The organism is Janthinobacterium sp. GW823-FHT06H09 (genome assembly GCF_058794735.1).
The window spans coordinates 400,294-419,827 of the sequence record NZ_JBXAHC010000002.1 but is presented as its reverse complement, the minus strand read 5'-3'; the positions used below and the strand labels follow the sequence as shown (position 1 = coordinate 419,827).

General features: G+C 61.0%; 16 protein-coding genes. 12 read left to right on the top strand and 4 right to left on the bottom strand.

The window, feature by feature from the left end:
* Positions 1-14 precede the first annotated feature (14 nt).
* Genes ligA through def form a run of 3 tightly spaced genes read left to right on the top strand, consistent with a single transcriptional unit; the run spans position 15 to position 3,813 of the window.
* Positions 15-2,366, top strand: coding sequence for an NAD-dependent DNA ligase LigA (gene ligA, locus AC1Q6X_RS04235; RefSeq protein WP_492495309.1), 2,352 nt, complete (start codon positions 15-17; stop codon positions 2,364-2,366).
* Positions 2,367-2,386: 20 nt separating this feature from the next.
* Positions 2,387-3,280 carry a UTP--glucose-1-phosphate uridylyltransferase GalU gene (gene galU, locus AC1Q6X_RS04230; protein ID WP_070221526.1) on the top strand — a complete coding sequence of 298 codons (894 nt, stop codon included), beginning with the start codon at positions 2,387-2,389 and terminating at the stop codon, positions 3,278-3,280.
* Complete coding sequence (gene def / locus AC1Q6X_RS04225) at positions 3,277-3,813, top strand: peptide deformylase (RefSeq protein WP_070221525.1); 537 nt, start codon at positions 3,277-3,279, stop codon at positions 3,811-3,813. Before galU ends, def begins: the two co-directional genes overlap by 4 nt.
* Positions 3,814-3,908: 95 nt before the next feature.
* Here the strand turns inward: def and AC1Q6X_RS04220 are convergent, their stop codons facing one another.
* The 4 genes from AC1Q6X_RS04220 to map all read right to left on the bottom strand — a co-directional run bounded on the left by AC1Q6X_RS04220 (position 3,909) and on the right by map (position 9,048).
* Positions 3,909-4,673 carry a flagellar brake protein gene (locus AC1Q6X_RS04220; protein WP_121669219.1) on the bottom strand — a complete coding sequence of 255 codons (765 nt, stop codon included), beginning with the start codon at positions 4,671-4,673 and terminating at the stop codon, positions 3,909-3,911.
* Positions 4,674-4,818: 145 nt separating this feature from the next.
* Complete coding sequence (locus AC1Q6X_RS04215; protein ID WP_034752263.1) at positions 4,819-5,568, bottom strand: pseudouridine synthase; 750 nt, start codon at positions 5,566-5,568, stop codon at positions 4,819-4,821.
* 41 nt (positions 5,569-5,609) lie between these two features.
* Positions 5,610-8,177 carry a [protein-PII] uridylyltransferase gene (locus tag AC1Q6X_RS04210; protein ID WP_492495306.1) on the bottom strand — a complete coding sequence of 856 codons (2,568 nt, stop codon included), beginning with the start codon at positions 8,175-8,177 and terminating at the stop codon, positions 5,610-5,612.
* Positions 8,178-8,235: 58 nt separating this feature from the next.
* Positions 8,236-9,048, bottom strand: coding sequence for a type I methionyl aminopeptidase (map, locus tag AC1Q6X_RS04205; RefSeq protein ID WP_070221576.1), 813 nt, complete (start codon positions 9,046-9,048; stop codon positions 8,236-8,238).
* Positions 9,049-9,448: 400 nt separating this feature from the next.
* On the opposite strand from map, the gene rpsB reads away from it, so the two are divergent.
* The 9 genes from rpsB to bamA all read left to right on the top strand — a co-directional run bounded on the left by rpsB (position 9,449) and on the right by bamA (position 19,534).
* Entirely contained in the window at positions 9,449-10,201 is a 753-nt protein-coding gene (gene rpsB, locus AC1Q6X_RS04200; RefSeq protein ID WP_010397614.1) for a 30S ribosomal protein S2, read from the top strand.
* 158 nt (positions 10,202-10,359) lie between these two features.
* Positions 10,360-11,271 (top strand): translation elongation factor Ts, encoded by a 912-nt coding sequence (gene tsf, locus AC1Q6X_RS04195; protein WP_070221523.1) that lies wholly within the window; start codon positions 10,360-10,362, stop codon positions 11,269-11,271.
* 147 nt (positions 11,272-11,418) lie between these two features.
* Positions 11,419-12,135 carry a UMP kinase gene (gene pyrH / locus AC1Q6X_RS04190; RefSeq protein ID WP_034752258.1) on the top strand — a complete coding sequence of 239 codons (717 nt, stop codon included), beginning with the start codon at positions 11,419-11,421 and terminating at the stop codon, positions 12,133-12,135.
* Between the two features lie 166 nt (positions 12,136-12,301).
* Positions 12,302-12,862 carry a ribosome recycling factor gene (gene frr / locus AC1Q6X_RS04185; RefSeq protein ID WP_070221522.1) on the top strand — a complete coding sequence of 187 codons (561 nt, stop codon included), beginning with the start codon at positions 12,302-12,304 and terminating at the stop codon, positions 12,860-12,862.
* A gap of 100 nt (positions 12,863-12,962) precedes the next feature.
* Entirely contained in the window at positions 12,963-13,730 is a 768-nt protein-coding gene (uppS, locus tag AC1Q6X_RS04180) for a polyprenyl diphosphate synthase (protein WP_492495303.1), read from the top strand.
* Positions 13,730-14,563: a phosphatidate cytidylyltransferase gene (locus tag AC1Q6X_RS04175; RefSeq protein ID WP_070221520.1), complete on the top strand. Its 834-nt coding sequence runs from the start codon at positions 13,730-13,732 to the stop codon at positions 14,561-14,563. The genes uppS and AC1Q6X_RS04175 overlap by 1 nt, the downstream gene beginning before the upstream one ends.
* An 8-nt stretch (positions 14,564-14,571) precedes the next feature.
* Entirely contained in the window at positions 14,572-15,756 is a 1,185-nt protein-coding gene (gene ispC, locus AC1Q6X_RS04170; RefSeq protein ID WP_070221519.1) for a 1-deoxy-D-xylulose-5-phosphate reductoisomerase, read from the top strand.
* A complete protein-coding gene (rseP, locus tag AC1Q6X_RS04165) occupies positions 15,753-17,114 on the top strand; it encodes an RIP metalloprotease RseP (RefSeq protein ID WP_492495300.1) in 1,362 nt (453 codons plus the stop codon). The genes ispC and rseP overlap by 4 nt, the downstream gene beginning before the upstream one ends.
* Positions 17,115-17,197: 83 nt before the next feature.
* Entirely contained in the window at positions 17,198-19,534 is a 2,337-nt protein-coding gene (gene bamA / locus AC1Q6X_RS04160; RefSeq protein ID WP_070221517.1) for an outer membrane protein assembly factor BamA, read from the top strand.

The window sequence follows — 19,534 nt, the reverse complement described above, 5'->3', positions numbered from 1 at the left end:
AGAATCCTGCAACAATGACTGATCCGATCAACCAGGATGCCGCAGCGCGGGTCCTGGATCTCACCGCCGAACTCAACCGGCACCTGCACGCCTACCACGTGCTCGACAATCCCACCATCCCCGACGCCGAGTACGACAAGCTGTTCGTCGAACTGCAAACGCTGGAAGCGGCCCATCCCGACTTGCGTACGCCCGACTCGCCCACCTTGCGCGTGGGCGCGGCGCCTTTGCCGCAATTCGAGCAAGTCACGCACACGGTGCCGATGCTGTCGCTGAACAATGGTTTCACCGATGACGATATCATCAATTTCGACCGCCGCGTGCGCGAAGGCCTGGACCTTGATGGTACGGACGTCGACTATGCTGCCGAAGTGAAATTCGACGGCCTGGCCATCAATCTGCGCTATGAGCGCGGCCTGTTCGTGCAGGCGGCCACGCGCGGCGATGGCGCCACGGGCGAGGACGTGACGGCGAATATCCGCACCATTTCCGGCATCCCGCTGCGCTTGCATGGCGATAAGATTCCGGCCGTGCTCGACGTGCGCGGCGAAGTGATGATGTTCAAGGGCGATTTTGCCCGCCTGAACGAACGCCAGCGCGAAGCGGGGCAGAAGGAATTCGCCAACCCCCGCAATGCGGCGGCCGGCAGCCTGCGCCAGCTCGATTCGCGCATCACGGCGCAGCGCAAGCTGCGTTTCTATGCCTACGGCATCGGTGCGCTGGAAGGCGCCGCTATGCCTGCCTCGCATTCGGCCTTGCTGGACTGGTACGAAACCCTGGGCATCCCCGTGTCCAAGGAGCGCAAGGTGGTGCAGGGCGCGCAGGGCTTGCTTGCCTACTACGCCGATATTGGCGCGCGCCGGCCCTCCTTGCCGTATGAAATCGACGGCGTCGTCTACAAGGTGAACGCAACGGAAGACCAGCAGGAGCTGGGCTTTGTGTCGCGCGCGCCGCGTTTTGCGCTGGCGCACAAGTTCCCCGCCGAAGAAGCGCTGACGCAAGTGCTGGGCATCGATATCCAGGTGGGCCGCACGGGCGCCATGACGCCCGTGGCGCGCCTGGCGCCCGTGTCCGTGGGCGGTGTGACGGTGACCAACGCCACCTTGCACAATGAAGACGAAGTGCTGCGCAAGGATGTGCGCGTGGGCGATACCGTCATCGTGCGCCGCGCCGGCGACGTGATTCCGGAAGTGCTGAGCGTGGTGCTGGAAAAACGTCCGAAACCGGCGCCGCTGCCGTTCAAGATGCTGGAAGCGTGCCCCGTGTGCGGCTCGCACGTGGTGCGCGAAGAGGGCGAGGCCATCGCCCGCTGCTCGGGCGGCCTGTTCTGCTCGGCGCAGCGCAAGGAAGCGTTCCGTCATTTCGCGGGCCGCCGCATGATGGATATCGAAGGTCTGGGGGAACGTTATATCGATACCCTGGTCGAACTCGAATACGTGCATGGCCTGGCTGACCTGTACAGCCTGACCCTGGATAAATTGCTGGAAATGAAGCTGCGCGCCGACGAGCGCGACGGTTCGACGCCGGAAACAGTGCAACAAGGCAAGATTCCCACCAAGTGGGCGGAAAATCTGCTGGCAGGCATCGAGGCCAGCAAGCGCCCGCCGCTCGAGCGTTTCCTGTTTGCGCTGGGCATCCGCCACGTGGGCGAATCGACGGCCAAGACCCTGGCCGAGTGGTTGGGCAGTCTCGACTACGTGCGCCGGGCGCCGGCCGCCTTGCTGCGCGTGCTGCCCGACATCGGCGGCACCGTGGCCGAGTCGATTGCTGATTTCTTTGCCGAAGAAAAGAACCAGCAGGCGTTGCAGGCATTGCTGGACGCTGGTGTCACGCCGCAAGGCGAACACGCGCCCAGCGCCAAGCTGCGCACGCAGCTCGAACAAACCACCTTGCTGGCCGCCATCGGCATTCCGAAGCTGACGGAGCCGCGCAGCAAACAGCTGGTGGAGCGGGGCGTGACCCTGGCCAGTCTGGCGGCGCAAGGTGCCAGCTTCCACGCGGGCTTGCCCGCCGCCGTGGCCGAAGCGCTGGCGCAATGGCTGGCCGATGAGGGCAATGTCAAGCTGCTTGGTCAACTGGACGCGCTACGAAATGAATTACTGTCACAATTGCCTGAAATGCCAGCTGCTGGCGGCAAACTGGACGGCAAGACCTTTGTTTTGACGGGCACTTTGCCCAACATGAGCCGCGACGAGGCTGCGGAGTTGATCGAGGCGGCCGGCGGCAAGGTCAGCGGTTCGGTGTCGAAGAAAACCGCTTACGTCGTGGCCGGTTCGGACGCCGGCAGCAAGCTGGCCAAGGCGCAGGAGCTGGGTGTGGCCATACTCGACGAGGCTGGTCTGCTGACCCTGTTGGCGCAAGACTAATCATTCATTACAGAAGACCCATGAAAAAAATCAGAAAAGCAGTCTTTCCCGTCGCCGGCCTGGGCAGCCGTTTCTTGCCTGCGACCAAGGCGCAACCGAAGGAAATGTTGCCTATCGTTGACAAGCCATTGATACAGTACGCGGTCGAGGAAGCCGTGGCCGCGGGTATCACGGAAATGATCTTCATCACGGGCCGCAACAAGCGCGCCATCGAAGACCATTTCGATACGGCCTATGAGCTCGAGTCGGAACTGGAAGCGGCCGGCAAGCGCCAGTTGCTGGAAATGGTGCAAAACGTCATTCCCAAGCACATCAATTGTATTTACATCCGCCAGTCGGCGCCGCTGGGCCTCGGGCATGCCGTGCTGTGCGCGCGTCCCGTGATCGGCGACGAGCCGTTTGCCGTCTTGCTGGCCGACGATTTCATGGATGTGGAAGAGGGCGTGCGCCCCGTGCTGGCGCAGATGGCCGATGTGTTCCAGTATGAAAACTGTTCCCTGCTGGCGGTGCAGGACGTGCCGCGCGCGGAAACCAGGCAGTACGGTATCGTCAGCGCCCAGCATTATCAGCCTGACCTGGAGCTGGTGTCGGGGATCGTGGAAAAACCCGTGCCGGAAGAGGCGCCGTCGACCCTCGCCGTGGTCGGCCGTTATGTGCTGACCAGCCGCATCTTCGAGCACCTGGAAAAAATCGGTACGGGCGCCGGCGGTGAAATCCAGTTGACGGACGGCATCGCCGCCCTGATGCGTGAAGAGCGCGTGCTGGCTTACCGTTACAAGGGGCAGCGTTATGATTGCGGCTCCAAGCTGGGTTATCTGAAGGCAACGACGGCGATGGGCATGAAACACCCGGAAACGGGCGCGGCCTTCCGCACTTACCTGCAAGAACTGCAATCGACACTGGACGCAAAATGACGGTACGTGAAATCCTGAAGATGGGCGATCCGCGCCTGCTGCGGATGGCCGAGCCCGTGCGTGAATTCGATACGCCCGAACTGCATGCCTTGATCGCCGACATGTTCGACACCATGCACGCGGCCAATGGCGCAGGCCTGGCGGCGCCGCAGATCGGCGTCAACCTGCAAGTGGTGATCTACGGCTTCAAGCAGAACCTGCGCTATCCCGACGCGCCGCAAGTGCCGGAAACCGTGCTGATCAACCCCGTGCTGACGCCTTTGTCGGAACGCAAGGAAGAGGGTTTTGAAGGCTGCCTGTCCGTGCCCGGCCTGCGCGGCAGCGTGCCGCGCTGGAGCGAGCTGCACTACGAAGGCGTCGACCAGTTCGGCCAGCCCATCAGCCGCGACTGCGACGGCTTCCATGCGCGCGTGGTGCAGCATGAAGTGGACCACCTGCACGGCATCCTGTATCCGATGCGTATCGTCGACTTCACGCAGTTCGGCTATACCGAGGTCATGTTCCCCGACCTGGATCCGAACGACGACGATTAATTGCCGCTTAACCTGGACGTCCGGGGTCAGACCCCCGGATGCGTTAGCGCAAAGCTATGTGTTGGCGGTGTTGAGGGTCTGACCCCAGTACTAAACTAGCGCACCTTGCGGCTGCTGCCCAGGTTATCGAGCAATGCCTTCAGCTCATCCTGCATGGCATCCGTCAGGTTCAGGAAGCGGCAGCCGATCTGCACCTGCTCGCCCAGCAGGAAGGAGCGGAAGGTGCGCGACAGGCGGATTTCCAGGTCGGCGATCATGACCTTGTCCGGCCCCAGCTCCAGGCGCACGCGCGACAGCTTGCGGCCCACGTACAGGCCTACCGTGTCGCGCGGATGGGCGCGCATGCCGATGCCGCCGGCCGAGAAATCATACAGCTGCAATTCATATGGACGGCCCTCGAGCACGAAGGCGGCCAGGTAGTACACGCCCAGCGGTGTTTCCAGGCGTGCCGATTCGCGCCGCTCCAGGACCAGGCAATGGCTGGGGAAGTTCGTCAGGTAGACGTTCGGCCGCTCGGGATACGCTTGCCATTCGCCATTGATGGTGAACTGCAGTTTGGCGTTTTGTACCCACGATACAAACGTGGCGCCGCCAGACGGCAGGGTCGCACCTTCATTGAGTTCCAGCACGAATTGCGGCAAGTCATCGTCAACGGACAGGACGCGCCCCAGGATGAGGTCTTCGCCGCCAGCCGGGTAGATGGAGATGGCGTCGCCGTTGTCAGCCAGGCTGCACAAGGTTTCGCCGATATCCCACGGATCGCTCATATGGTGCGGCTTGGTGCCGGGGGCCATCGGCTCGGCCACGTCAGCCAGACTGGGCGCGCCCTTGCGCAGGGGATTGGGGATGGGATCGTTCACGACAGCGTATCTCTTTTGTTCTAATGGGGAATAGTGTATAGGTTTAAGGCAATATTTACTAAGTAAATCACAATAATTGATTTTATATCACTATATTCCTGTTGCTTATGTATGCAGGCCTGGCATGCCGCCTTGACGTCGCCGCTTAAAACTGTTCGTCTGCGCTCAAATAACGCCATTGGCCGGTCGGCAAGTCGCCCAGTTTGACCTTGCCGATGCGCACGCGTTTCAAACCCAGCACCTTCAGACCCACGGCTTCGCACATGCGGCGGATCTGGCGTTTCTTGCCTTCGCGCAAGGTAAAGCTCAGCTGGTCTTCGTTTTGCCAGCGCACCTTGGCCGGCAACAGCGGCTTGCCGTCGAGCCACAGGCCGTGGTTGAGCTTTTTCAGCTCGCTGTCGGGCAGGGTGCCGCCCTTGGTGTAGCTCACGCGCACCAGGTATTCCTTGTCGATGTCGGTATCGTGGCCGATCAGCTGCTTGGCCACGCGGCCGTCCTGCGTCAGGACCAGCAAGCCGACGGAATCGATGTCCAGCCGTCCCGCTGCCACCAGGCTGCGCAGCTGGGTCGGATGGAATTGTTCCGGGCTGCGGTCTTCCGCCCAGCGGTTTTCCGCCTTGATCAGGGCCACGGCGGGCGTGTAGCCGTCTTCGGCCTGGCCGCTGACGTAGCCGACGGGTTTGTTGATCAGCACGGTGACGCGCTTCGATTGCTCGGCCGCCGCCTGGCGTTCCACGGTGACTCTCTGGCTCGGGTAGACCTTGCTGCCCAGTTCGGACACCACCTTACCATCCACGCGGACCCAGCCGCGGGCGATCCATTCATCGGCTTCGCGGCGCGAGCACAGGCCCAGTTCGGACATGCGTTTGGACAAGCGTAATAATTCTTCGGTCATGTTGTTTCAGTTTCAGTAAGGGTAGGCGCTGCGCGGAAAGCTTACACTTTCAGCGCATCGAGTAAATCGGTTTCCAGCAATATCTGGTTGCGGGCATTGTTGAGCGCGGGGCCGTCGACGAGGAAGACGTCTTCGACCCGCTCGCCCAGGGTCATGATCTTGGCCGTGTGCAAGTTGATGCGGTACTTGGTCAACACGTTGGCGATCGCATACAGCAGGCCCGTGCGGTCGTTGGCCGCTACCGACAGCAGGTAGTACTGGCCCTTTTCATCGGGCCGCAAGTCCACCGTCGGCTGGAAGGGGAAGGTGCGCGACAGGCGCGACAGCCGTCCCTTGCCCGGCGGCGGCAGCGGCGTTTGCGACTGCAGCAATTCGCCCAGCTCATGCTCGATCAGGCTGATGATGTCGCGGTAGCTCTTGGCGAAGTTTTGCTCGGTGACGAGGAAGGTGTCGAGCGCATAGCCATTTTTCGTCGTATGGATCTTCGCGTCGAGGATGCTGAAGTTCTTGCGGTCGAAATAGCTGCAGATGCGCGCGAACAGGTCGGGCTGGTCGGGAATGTACACGGCCACCTGCAAGCCTTCGCCGATGGGCGCCAGCCGGCATTTTACCACCGGCAACTTGCTGTCGAGCTTGTTATACAGCGAGCGCGTCTGCCAGGCGATGTCGGACGCGTCGTGGCGCAGGAAATACGCCACGTCCAGCTGTTGCCACAGTTTCAGGTGCGCATCGGGCGGCAAGCCGTACAGGCGCAGGGTGGCCAGCGCTTCCTGCTGGCGGTTTTTGAGCTCGCGGTCGGCCGTGTGCGGCTCGCCGCCCAGCACGCGCAGGGTGATCTTGTACAGGTCTTCCAGCAGCTTGCCCTTCCAGGCATTCCACACTTTCGGGCTGGTGCCGCGGATGTCGGCCACCGTCAGCAGGTACAAGCCCGTCAGGTGGCGCTCGTCCTTGACCACTTTCGCAAAGGCGGCGATGACGTCGGGATCGGACAAGTCCTGCTTTTGCGCCACTTGCGACATGGTCAGGTGATTTTCCACCAAGAAAGCTACCAGTTCCGTGTCCTCGGCAGACAGGCCGTGGTCCTGGCAGAACTGGGTGGCGTCGGCCACGCCCAGCTTCGAGTGGTCGCCGCCGCGGCCCTTGGCGATGTCGTGGAACAGGGCCGCCACGTACAGCAGCCACGATTGCGAGAAATCGGCCATCAGCTGGCTGCAGAACGGATATTCGTGCGCGTGTTCGCTCATGGTGAAGCGGCGCATGTTGCGCACCACCATCAGAATGTGTTGGTCGACCGTGTACACGTGGAACAGGTCGTGCTGCATCTGGCCCACGATGCGGCGGAAATTCGGCAGGTAGCGCCCCAGGATGCTCATCTCGTTCATGCGCCGCAGCGCGTGGATGATGCCGACAGGGGCTTGCATGATGCGCAGGAACAGGGCGCGGTTGACGGGATCCTGGCGGAAGGCGGCGTCGATCTTGAAGCGCGCGTGCCACAGGGCCCGCGTGGCGCGCGAGGTCATGCCCTTCAGGGCCGGGCGCTCCGTCATGAGCACGAAGACTTCCAGCATGGCCGAAGGATATTGCTCGAACGTGTCGTCGGCGCTGATGTCGATCAGGCTGTTGACTTCATTGAAGCGCTCGTTGATGGGCACGGCCACGTCGTCCTGCGGGAACAGCCGCGCTTCGATGTTTTGCAGCAAAATCGTGTTGAGCTGGGTCACCGTCTTGGCGGCCCAGTAGTAGCGTTGCATGAGGAATTCGCTGGCGCGGCGCATGTGCGGCCCGCTGCCCGTCGCTTGCAGGCCCAGCGATTCGGCGATCGCCGTCTGCACGTCGAACACGAGACGGTCTTCGCGCCGCCCCGCGTGCAGGTGCAGGCGCACGCGGATATCCTTGAAGGCGCGCTCCTTTTCCATCAGCTGGCGCGCTTCCGTCAGGGTGATCAGGCCGCCCGTGGCCAAGGTGCGCCACGAGTTCGCCAGGCCGGCCGCTTTGGCCACCCACAGGATCACCTGCAGGTCGCGCAGGCCGCCCGGGCTTTCCTTGCAATTCGGTTCCAGGCTGAAAGCCGTGTCTTCGTACTTGGCATGGCGCTGGCGCATTTCCGCCGTTTTTGCCTGGAAGAAGGCTTGCGCGTCCATGGCCGCGTCATAGCGCTGCTGCAATTGCGCGAACAGGTCCGCGTTGCCGCACACGAGACGCGCTTCGAGCAAGCTCGTCTGCACTGTGATGTCGGCCTTCGATTCGACCAGACATTCATCGACCGTGCGGATGCTGTGGCCGATTTCCAGGCCCAGGTCCCACAGCAGTTGCACCAGTTCCTCGAGCTTTTCCTGCGTGGCGGCGTCCGGCGATTGTTGCAGCAGGATCAGCAGGTCGACGTCGGAATACGGAAACAGCTCGCCCCGGCCATAGCCGCCCACGCCCACCAGGGCCGTGCCTGGCGGCAAGCCCGCTTCCTGCCAGGCCCGCGCCAGCACGCCATCGACGCTGTGGCGCAGGCTGCGCAGCAGTTTTTCAGGCTTGCCGTCGGTCTGGAAGGCCGCAATGACGACCTGGCGGTCGGCTTTCAGTTGCTGTTTCAGCTGTTCCCGAACTTGCTTTTTCATCTGGGCCCTGGGTGGCGGTGGGTCGGGTGGGGTCAGGCTTGATTAATAATGACGCTTATCAGGCTTTATTGCCGATAAAGGCGGGCGGCGGCGGCATGCCCGGCGAGACGGTCAGCACTTCATAGCCCGTTTCCGTGACCAGCACCGTGTGCTCCCATTGCGCCGACAGGCTGCGGTCCTTGGTTTTGATGGTCCAGCCATCGTTCATTTCGCGGATTTCGCGGCGGCCCGAGTTGATCATCGGTTCCACCGTGAAAATCATGCCCGCTTCCAGGCGCTCCAGGGTGCCTGGCTTGCCGTAGTGCAAGACTTGCGGCTCTTCATGGAAGACCTTGCCGATGCCGTGGCCGCAGAATTCGCGTACCACGCTGTAGCCGGCCTTTTCCGCGTGCTGCTGGATGGCGTGGCCGATATCGCCCAGGTGGGCGCCCGGCTTGATCTGATCGATGCCCAGCCACATGCACTCATAGGTGATTTCCGACAGGCGCTTGGCCAGGATGGTCGGCGTGCCGACAAGGAACATGCGGCTGTTGTCGCCGTGGTAGCCATCCTTGATGACGGTGATGTCGAGGTTGACGGAGTCGCCGCTTTTCAGGACCTTGTCGCCGGGAATGCCATGGCAGATGACGTCGTTGACGGAGGTGCAGATGGCTTTCGGATAGGGCGTGTAGCCGGGCGGGCAGTAGTTGAGCGGGGCAGGGATGGTGCCTTGCACGTTGACCATGTATTCGTGGCACAGGCGATCGAGTTCGCCCGTCGTGACGCCCACCTTGACGAAGGGGGTAATGTAGTCGAGCACTTCGGCGCCGAGCTTGCCGGCAATGCGCATGCCTTCGATGTCGGCGGCGGTATTGATACGGATGGTGGACATGGTGTAATTCGCAATCTGCAAGAATTCAGGTGAAAAGCACAGACGATTCCTGTTGTATAGGGAAAAGTCTGCAAATATGCCGAAATTATAAACGAGGCGCCCTGAATCCGCCGCCTCCTTCCTATGGCCGGGAGGGGATTTGTGGGGAGAAAGCGGATGAAAAGGCGGTGCAGTCACGCCTTGCACCATCGTGGTGCACCGGCTGTTTCCGCCGGGCGCGCGATTTGCGGTGCGGACTTGATGCGGCAGGCATTTCAGTGTAGAATCCCGGGTTGCTTGAATTCTCTTTTAAGCAATGCAGTAAAACAGTGTCTTTAATTTATATAAACACGCGAATCCGGTCGACAAGGGTGCCTGTATGGTGACTGATCGGATTCCAGACCCAACCCTGGAGTTAATAATGTCCGTAACAATGCGCGAAATGCTGGAAGCCGGTGTCCACTTTGGTCACCAAACCCGTTTTTGGAATCCAAAAATGGCACCGTTCATCTTCGGCCATCGCAACAAGATCCACATCATCAACCTGGAAAAAACCATGGCGATGTACCAGGACGCAATGAAGCACGTGCGTCAACTGGCTGCAAACCGTGGCACCATCCTGATGGTTGGCACCAAGCGTCAAGCTCGCGAAATCATCGCTGCTGAAGCACAACGCGCTGGCGTGCCTTTCGTTGATCAACGTTGGTTGGGCGGCATGCTGACCAACTTCAAAACGATCAAAACCTCGATCAAGCGTCTGAAAGACATGGAAGTGATGATCGAAGACGGTTCGATCGAGAAGCTGTCGAAAAAAGAAGCGCTGATGTTCTCCCGCGAAATGATCAAGCTGCAAAAATCGATCGGCGGCATCAAGGACATGGGCGGCATTCCTGACGCAATCTTCGTCGTCGACGTCGGCTACCACAAAGGTGCGATCACCGAAGCGGCTAAACTGGGTATCCCGGTCATCGGCGTTGTCGATACCAACCACTCCCCAGAAGGCGTGAACTTCGTGATCCCAGGTAACGATGACTCCTCGAAAGCCATCATGTTGTACGCTCGCGGTGTTGCTGACGCAATCATCGAAGGCCGTGCAGCTGCCGGTAACGAAGTTGTTGAAATGGTTAAAGCAGCCGCTGGCGACGAATTCGTCGAAGTTAACGAACAGGCTTAATGGCCAGGCTATCGCAAGATAGCCGTTTGTAAGCACAGCAGTAAGGGAAAAGGGGTGGCAGCAGCTCCCCCTTTTTTTTAACAAAAAAACGATAGTGACCGCTGGCGAGGCATGCATGCCCGGCCGCGACTATCGACTCACCGAATCAGGAGAAACACATGGCAGCGATTACAGCAGCGATGGTAGGCGAATTGCGCGGCAAAACCGACGCACCAATGATGGAATGCAAAAAAGCACTGACCGAAGCCGAAGGCGACATGGCTCGTGCGGAAGAGATCCTGCGCGTCAAACTGGGCGGCAAGGCATCGAAAGCATCGGCACGCATCACCGCTGAAGGCGTCGTGGCAACCTACATCGCCAATGGCGTAGGCGCCCTGGTCGAAGTGAACTCGGAAACCGACTTCGTTGCGAAAAACGACGATTTCCTGGCACTGGCCAACAACGCTGCCCGTCTGGTAGCGGAACACAACCCGGCTGACGTCGCTGCCCTGCTGGCTCTGCCACTCGATGGCAAGACCCTGGAAGACGTGCGCGCTGCCCTGATCGGCAAAATCGGCGAAAACATGACCATCCGCCGCTTCCAGCGTTTCGAAACCAGCGCCAAGCTGGCTTCGTACCTGCACGGTTCGCGCATTGGCGTGATCGTCGAATTCGACGGCCCCGATGAGCAAGTGGGCAAAGACGTGGCCATGCACATCGCTGCCATGAAGCCAGTGTCGCTGTCGTCGAACGAAGTTCCTGCGGAACTGATCGAAAAAGAGCGTTCGGTTGCACAACTGAAAGCCGAAGAAGACGCAGCCAAAGCGGCCGCCGAAGGCAAGCCAGCGCAATCGCCGGAAATCCTGGCCAAGCGCCTGGAAGGTTCCGTACAGAAGTTCTTGAAAGAAGTTTCCCTGCTGAACCAAGCTTTCGTGAAAAACGACAAGCTGTCGGTTGAGCAAATGCTGAAGGCGGCTAACACCAGCGTCAAAGGTTTCGCCATGTACGTAGTGGGCGAGGGCATCGAGAAGAAGCAAGACGACTTCGCAGCAGAAGTCGCAGCACAGATGGCTGCCTCCCAGGGAGCGTAAGTAAAGCGGGCCGAGAGGCCCGTTTTTTTGGCCCGCCCGCACCTGTGTGCCGGGCGGCGGCATGGGCAGCTTCCTCCCGCCTATCCGGCGCTGCAAGGCGCTGCGCCATGTCATACTCGAATAACCTCATTTATGGAGCCCCAGCTCATGTCAAAACCAGCCTACAAGCGCGTCCTCCTCAAGTTGTCCGGCGAAGCCCTGATGGGCGATGATCCCTACGGCATCAACCGCGCCACGATCGAGCGCATGGTGGCCGATGTGGCCGAGGTGGCGAAGTTGGGTGTGGAACTGGCAATCGTGATTGGCGGCGGCAATATCTTCCGCGGCGTCGCGCCTGGTGCGCAAGGCATGGACCGCGCCACCGCCGACTACATGGGCATGCTTGCCACCGTGATGAACGCACTGGCCCTGGCCGATGCCATGCGCCATGTCGGCATTACCGCGCGCGTCATGTCGGCCATCGGCATCGAACAAGTGGTCGAGCCGTACGTCCGCCCGAAAGCCCTGCAATACCTGGAAGAAGGCAAAGTGGTCGTCTTTGCCGCCGGTACCGGCAATCCGTTCTTCACCACCGACACGGCAGCCGCCCTGCGCGGTTCCGAGATCAGCGCCGAGATCGTCCTGAAGGCCACCAAGGTCGACGGCGTCTACACAGCCGATCCGAAGAAGGATCCGAACGCCACCCTGTTCCACACGATTACGTTCGACGACGCCATCGCCAAGCATCTGCAAGTAATGGATGCCACCGCATTCGCCCTGTGCCGCGACCAGAAACTGCCGATTAAAGTGTTTTCGATCACCAAGCCGGGCGCGCTGATGCGCGTCATCATGGGCGAAGACGAAGGCACCTTGGTTCACGTATAAGGGAAGCGGAGCGCCGAGAAGCCGTCCATGGCTGCGTTGCAGTGCCTTGCCGTACATTCGGCGCCGCGCCTTGCCCTGAACGGTTTTTGGCACTCCCGACTGCGCTGGTGTTTTCATCGCAAGCGAAGTAGCAATATTCATTATTATCAAGACAAGGAGTACAGCAATGTCCTTAGCTGACGTTAAGAAAAATACCCAGGAACGCATGACGAAGTCGCTGGAAACACTGCGGGCCGACCTGGCCAAAGTGCGTACCGGCCGCGCCCATACGGGTATCCTGGACCACGTGATGGTCGAGTACTACGGTTCGCCGACGGCGTTGACCCAGGTGGCCAACGTGACCCTGATCGATGCGCGCACCATCGGCGTGCAGCCGTACGAGAAGAAGATGGCCAACACCATCGAAAAAGCCATCCGCGACGCCGACCTGGGTCTGAACCCATCGGCACAGGGCGACCTGATCCGCGTTCCGACGCCGCCGCTGACGGAAGAGCGCCGCAAGGAAATGGTCAAGCTGGTCAAGAGCGAAGCGGAAGACGCGAAGATCGCCGTGCGTAACATTCGCCGCGATGCGAATGAGTCGCTGAAAAAACTGGTCAAGGAAAAAGCCTGCTCCGAGGACGATGAGCGCCGCTCGTCGGAAGAAGTGCAGAAGCTGACGGACAAGTTTATTGCCGACATCGACAAGATGGTTGTCGACAAAGAAAAAGAAGTGCTGACCGTCTAGTTTTCAGTCCTTTTGGCGCTGCCCGGGAAAGCACGGCTTTTCCGGGCAGTGCTATTTGGAGCATAATAGTTATCTTTTATTTTTTGGTATTCGTGTTTTCATGATCTATTCGAGTTCGACAACGGCAGTACCTGAAGTGGGCACGGTGCCGCGCCATGTGGCAATCATTATGGATGGCAATGGTCGCTGGGCAACCAAGCGCTTCCTGCCGCGTGTGGCTGGCCACGTCAAGGGCGCGGACGCCGTGCGCGGCATCGTCGAGGCTTGTATCGAGCGCGGCGTCGAATACCTGACCCTGTTTGCTTTCAGCTCGGAAAACTGGCGCCGCCCGGAAGAAGAGGTATCGATGCTGATGCGCCTGTTCGTCACGATGCTGGAACGCGAAGTGGTCAAGATGCATGCGAACGACATCCGCCTGAAGGTGGTGGGTGACTTGTCGCGCTTCAACGACGAGCTGCAAACCCTGATCGCCAATGCGGAGCGCAAGACGGCGAACAACACGCGCCTGACGGTGTCCATCTGCGCCAACTACGGCGGCCGCTGGGACATCATGCAGGCAGTCAATAAAATGACGGCCCAGGCGCTCGCCGATGGCCAGCCTGCCGGACACGCTTACACGGAAGAGCAACTGGCGCCGCACCTGGCCATGGCTTACGCACCCGAGCCCGACCTGTTCATCCGCACGGGCGGCGAGCAGCGCATTTCCAATTTCCTCCTGTGGCAACTGGCGTACACTGAGTTGTTTTTCACCGAAACTTTCTGGCCCGACTTCAATGGCGAGTGCCTCGACGCGGCAATCGCGTCTTACCAGCAGCGCGAACGGCGCTTTGGCCGTACCAGCGCGCAATTAACTGAAAAGACAAACTGATGCTGAAAACACGGATAATCACCGCCCTGGTCCTCCTGGCGGTCTTGCTGCCGGTTCTGTATCTGAATTATTTCCCCGCCTTCGCCGTGATCGCCACGGCGTTCTTCGGCGCCGCCGTCTGGGAAAGCTTCCGCATCTTCAAAAATCGCCACGCGCTGCTGATCGCCGCCGTCTGGACTGCCGCCTTCGCGTATACTTTTTTTGTCGGCAACGGCATGGCGCAGCTCAATTTCTGGTTCGCCCTGTGCGTGGCCATCTGGCTGATCCGCTTCGTGCCTTCGCTGGCAACAGGCTTGCCGCCCACCGAAGGCCTGGGCAATACCTTGCTCAGCTTCGTGTACCCGGTGACCATCGTCGGCTGCTTCGTCGCCATCATCGCCCTGTTCCTGCATAGCCCTTTGTACCTGCTGTCCGTGATGGCCCTCGTGTGGATCGCCGATATCGGCGCCTATTTCTCGGGCAAGGCGTTCGGCAAGCGCAAACTGGCGCCAAGTATTTCCCCAGGTAAGTCCTGGGAAGGCGCCATCGGCGGCGGCATCGCCGTGCTGGTCATCTCCGCCATCACCATCGTGGCCGCGCCATCGCTGCCGGTCTTGCAAGACACCTTCGCCGTGCAGCTGCAATTGCGCCGCGGCTGGCTGGTGGCCTTGCTGGTGCTGCTGCTGATCGTTGCGGCCAGCATCGTCGGCGACCTGTTCGAATCCCAGCTGAAGCGCCGCGCCGGCATCAAGGACAGCAGCAAGCTGCTGCCCGGCCATGGCGGCGTACTCGACCGTATCGATGCGCTGATCCCGGTCTTGCCATTTGCCGCCCTCGTGGCCAGCTGGCTTTAAGGAAACTCATGCAATACATCACCATTCTTGGCGCGACCGGCTCGATCGGCGTGTCCACCCTGGACGTCCTCGCGCGTCATCCGGAGCAATACAGCGTGTATGCGCTGAGCGCCCACAGCCGCGTGGCCGAACTGGCCGCCCAGTGCCTGCAATTTCGCCCCCGGCGCGCCGTCGTCGGCACGGCCGACGCCGCCCTTGAACTGACGCGTTTGCTGCGCGGGCAGGGCGTCGATACGCAAGTCGAGTACGGCGTGGACGCCCTGTGCGACATCGCCAGCGCGCCACAGGTGACGGGCGTGATGGCGGCCATCGTCGGCGCGGCCGGCCTGGCGCCCACCCTGGCGGCAGCGCGTGCCGGCAAGAAAGTATTGCTGGCCAATAAAGAAGCGCTGGTCATGTCCGGCCAGCTGTTCATCGATGCCGTGCATGACAACGGCGCCGTGCTGCTGCCCATCGACAGCGAACACAACGCCATCTTCCAATGCATGCCGCACGCCCATGGCCGCGCGCCGGGCGCCGCGGGCGTGGCGAAAATCGTGCTGACGGCTTCCGGCGGCCCTTTCCTGACTCGCGACGTCGAGACGCTCGACACGGTCACGCCGGACCAGGCATGCAGGCATCCGACCTGGGCCATGGGGCGCAAGATTTCCGTCGATTCGGCCACCATGATGAACAAGGGCCTGGAAGTGATCGAGGCGCACTGGCTGTTCGGCGCGCCGGCCGACCAGATCGAGGTGCTGATCCACCCGCAAAGCGTGATCCATTCGATGGTCTCGTACATCGACGGTTCCGTGCTGGCCCAGCTGGGCAATCCGGACATGCGCACGCCGATCGCCCATGCGCTGGCGTATCCGCAGCGCATCGCTTCCGGCGTGGCGCAGCTGGACCTGGCCCAAGTGGCCACCTTGCAGTTCGAACGTCCCGATTTCCGCCGTTTCCCCTGCCTGGCGCTGGCCTTTGACGCCTTGCGTGCGGGCGGCACGGCGCCGGCTTTGCTCAATGCGGCCAATGAAGTGGCCGTGCAAGCGTTTCTTGACGAACAGATCGGCTTCCGCCAGATCGACAGGGTCATCGCGCACGTGATCGAGACGGTGCCGCATGGCGCCGCTTCGAGCATCGACGCCGTGATGGAGCAGGACCGCCTGGCCAGAGCGGCCGCGCACGCGTATATCGCGCAAAGGCTGGCTGCATGACGCTCATCACCACGTTGCTGGCCTTTATCGTCGCGCTCGGTTCGCTGATTACCCTGCACGAGCTGGGCCACTACCTGGTGGCGCGCTGGTGCGGCGTGAAAGTGCTGCGTTTCTCGATCGGCATGGGGAAAGTGGTGTATTCGCGCAAGTTTGGCAAGGACCAGACGGAATGGGCGATCTCCGCGCTGCCGCTGGGCGGCTATGTCAGCATGCTCGACAGCCGCGCGCAAGACCTCAGCGACTTGCCGGAAAGCGAATTGCGCCGCGAATTCACGCGCCAGAGCGTGTGGCGCCGCATCGCCATCGTGGTCGCCGGCCCGCTGGCCAACTTCCTCGTCGCCATCGTGCTGTACGCGGGCCTGTTCATGCATGGCATCGAAGAGCCGTCGAGCAAGCTCGGCCCCGTGGCCGAACAGACTGCCGCCCATGCGGCCGGCTTGCGCAGCGGCGATACGGTCGAGTCGGTGAATGGCAAGCCCGTGGCCAGCTGGTCCGAGCTGCGCTGGGAACTGATCCAGGCTACCCTCGACAAGCTGCCGGCGCGCATCGAAGTGCGCCGTCCCGACCGTGGCCAGCAGGAAGCGACCTTGCCGACGGCCAGTCTGACGGAGGCGGACCTGGAAGGCGACGTGCTGGGCAAGCTGGGTTTGACCCTGGCCCGTTCCGCGCCCACGCTGATGGAAATCATGCCCGATGGCGCCGCCGCGCGCGCCGGCCTGCAGAAAAACGACCAGATCCTGGCCATCGACGAACAGCCCGTGCACGACGTGGCGGCCGTCATCGCCACCCTGAGCCAGGCGCCGGGCCGCACCTTGCAATTGCAGCTCTTGCGCCAGGGCCAGGACCTGACTTTGCCCATTACGCCGGACGCCGTGCCGGGCGCCGGGGCAGAGGGAGCTGTAACAGTTGGTAAGATACAAGCAAAGCTGGGACAGGTGCCGGATATGATCACCGTGGCCTCCGGACCGTTCTCTGCCGTGGGCAAGGCGTCCGCCAAGGTCTGGGATACCAGTGTCATGAGCCTGAAAATGCTGGGCAAAATGATCACCGGCCAGGTTTCTCTGAAGAATGTGACGGGACCCATTACCATCGCCGATTACGCGGGCCAGACGGCGCGCATCGGCTTGGTAAGCTACCTGAGCTTCATCGCCTTCATCAGTATCAGTCTGGGCGTGATGAATTTGCTACCCATTCCTGTTCTGGATGGCGGGCATTTGCTGTATTATTCGCTGGAAGTTTTGACCGGACGCCCCTTGCCGGAGCGCGTAGGCGAGATTGCCCAGCGCCTGGGGATAGGTTTGTTGCTGACCTTGATGGTGCTTGCCGTCTTTAATGACGTGTTGCGATTGCTGAATTAGGACGCTGGTTGAGGCCATTGCGTGAGTCGCACAAGCAATCTTTTGTGTATGTTGTCCATTGATTTACCCATTGAATAACCCCAATGAAATTACATTCTGCTCGTTTTGCCTTGCCTTCCTTTCGCCGCAGCCTGATCGGCGCCGCCGTCATGGCCATCTGTTCCGGCCACGCGCTGGCCGTCCAGCCATTTACTGTCAAGGACATCCGGGTCGAAGGGATCCAGCGTACTGAAGCGGGCACCGTCTTTGCCTACCTGCCGGTGCGGGTCGGCGAAACGTTCTCCGACGAGAAGAGCGTTGCCGCCATCAAGGCCCTGTATGCGACGGGCATGTTCAAGGATGTGCGCCTGGAAGCCGATGGCGACGTGCTGGTGGTGCTGGTCGAGGAACGTCCGGCCATCGCCAGTGTGGCATTTACCGGTACCAAGGAATTTGAAAAGGACGTGCTGGTCAAGGCGCTGAAGGAAATCGGCGTCGGTGAAGCCAAGATTTTCGACAAGGCCTCCGTCGACCGCGCGGAACAGGAACTCAAGCGCCAGTATCTGTCGCATGGCCTGTACGGCGTGAAGATCACCACCACCGTCACGCCGATCGAGCGCAACCGCGTCAACGTGGTGTTTGCCGTCGACGAGGGCGACGTGGCCCGCATCAAGCAGATCAACATCGTCGGCAACAAGGCCTTCACGGACAAGGAACTGCGCGAGCAGCTGGCCCTGAACACGGGCGGCTGGTTCAGCTGGTACACCAAGGCCGACCAGTATTCGAAGACCAAGCTGACGGGCGACATCGAAGCGCTGAAGTCCTACTATCTGGACCGCGGCTACATCGAGATGCAGGTCGATTCGACGCAAGTGTCGATCACGCCCGATAAAAAAGACATCTACCTGACGATCAACATCACCGAAGGTGAAAAGTACAAGATCGCCGGCACCAAGTTCGAAGGCGAGATGTTCGGCCGCGAAGAAGAGCTCAAAGCGCTGAATCTGATGCGCGAAGGCGACATCTACTCGGGCGCGCGCCTGACGGCGACGAACAAGCGCATCCAGGACCGCCTGGCCACGTTCGGCTATGCGTTTGCCAACGTTAACGCCAATCCCGAGATCAACCGCGAAAAGCATGAAGTCGGTTTCACCTTCTTCATCGATCCGGGCAAGCGCGTCTACGTGCGCCACATGAATATCGCCGGCAACACCACCACGCGCGATGAAGTCATCCGCCGCGAATTCCGCCAGTTCGAATCGTCCTGGTACGACAGCAACAAGATCAAGCTGTCGCGCGACCGTGTCGACCGCCTCGGCTACTTCAAGGACGTGACCATCGACACGCCGGAAGCGCAGGGTACGACCGACCAGGTCGACGTCAACGTGACGGTGGTGGAAAAACCGACCGGTAACTTCCTGATCGGCGGCGCCTTCTCGCAATCGGAAAAATTCACCCTGTCGGCCTCGATTTCGCAAGCCAACTTCGCCGGTAGCGGCAACACGGTCGGCATTGAACTCAATACCAGCCATTACAGCCGCACGATCGCGTTTTCGCAAACCAATCCGTACTTCACGGACGACGGCATTTCGCGCAGCTTCGAAGTCTATCTGCGCACGACGGAGCCGCCGGCGCTGAACATCGGCAGCTACAAGATCAAGCAGACCGGTGGCCGCGTCAGTTTCGGCGTGCCGTTCTCGGAAGTCGACACCGTCTTCTTCGGCATCGGCGCCGAGCGCTCGCGCATCGAAACGGACATCACCAGCCCGATCCGCTTCAAGCAGTACGTGATCGACAATGGCGGCCCGTCCGACGGTATCGGTTCGGCCACCACGAATTCCATCCCGCTGACGGCGGCATGGCAGCGCGACAGCCGCGACAGCGCCCTGACGCCATCGATCGGCCGCTACCAGCGCGTCAACCTCGAGGCCGACCTGATCGGCGACCAGAAATACTTCCGCGCCATTTATGAACACCAGTATTTCCGTCCGTTGTTCAGCAAGGTCACCCTGGCGCTGAAGGGCGAGATCGATTACGGCCACGGTATCGGCAAGCACGTGTATCCGGTCTTCAAGAACTTCTACGGCGGCGGCATCGGTTCGGTGCGCGGCTACCTGAGTTCCTCGCTGGGCGCGGTCGAACCGAGCACCAACGATGCCTTGGGCGGCGCTTCGCGCCTGATCGGTAACGCGGAACTGCAGATGCCATTCCCCGGTTCGGGCAATGACCGCAGCTTGCGCTGGTTCGGTTTCCTTGACGGCGGCCAGGTCTACCAGGAAGGCGAAAAAATGCGGATCTCGCAATTGCGCTATTCTGCTGGCTTGGGCATCAGCTGGATTTCACCGGTGGGCCCGCTCAAGCTGAGCTACGCCAAGCCGCTGAACGCCAAGCCGACGGACCGCCTGGAGCGCTTCCAGTTCCAGATGGGCACCGGTTTCTAA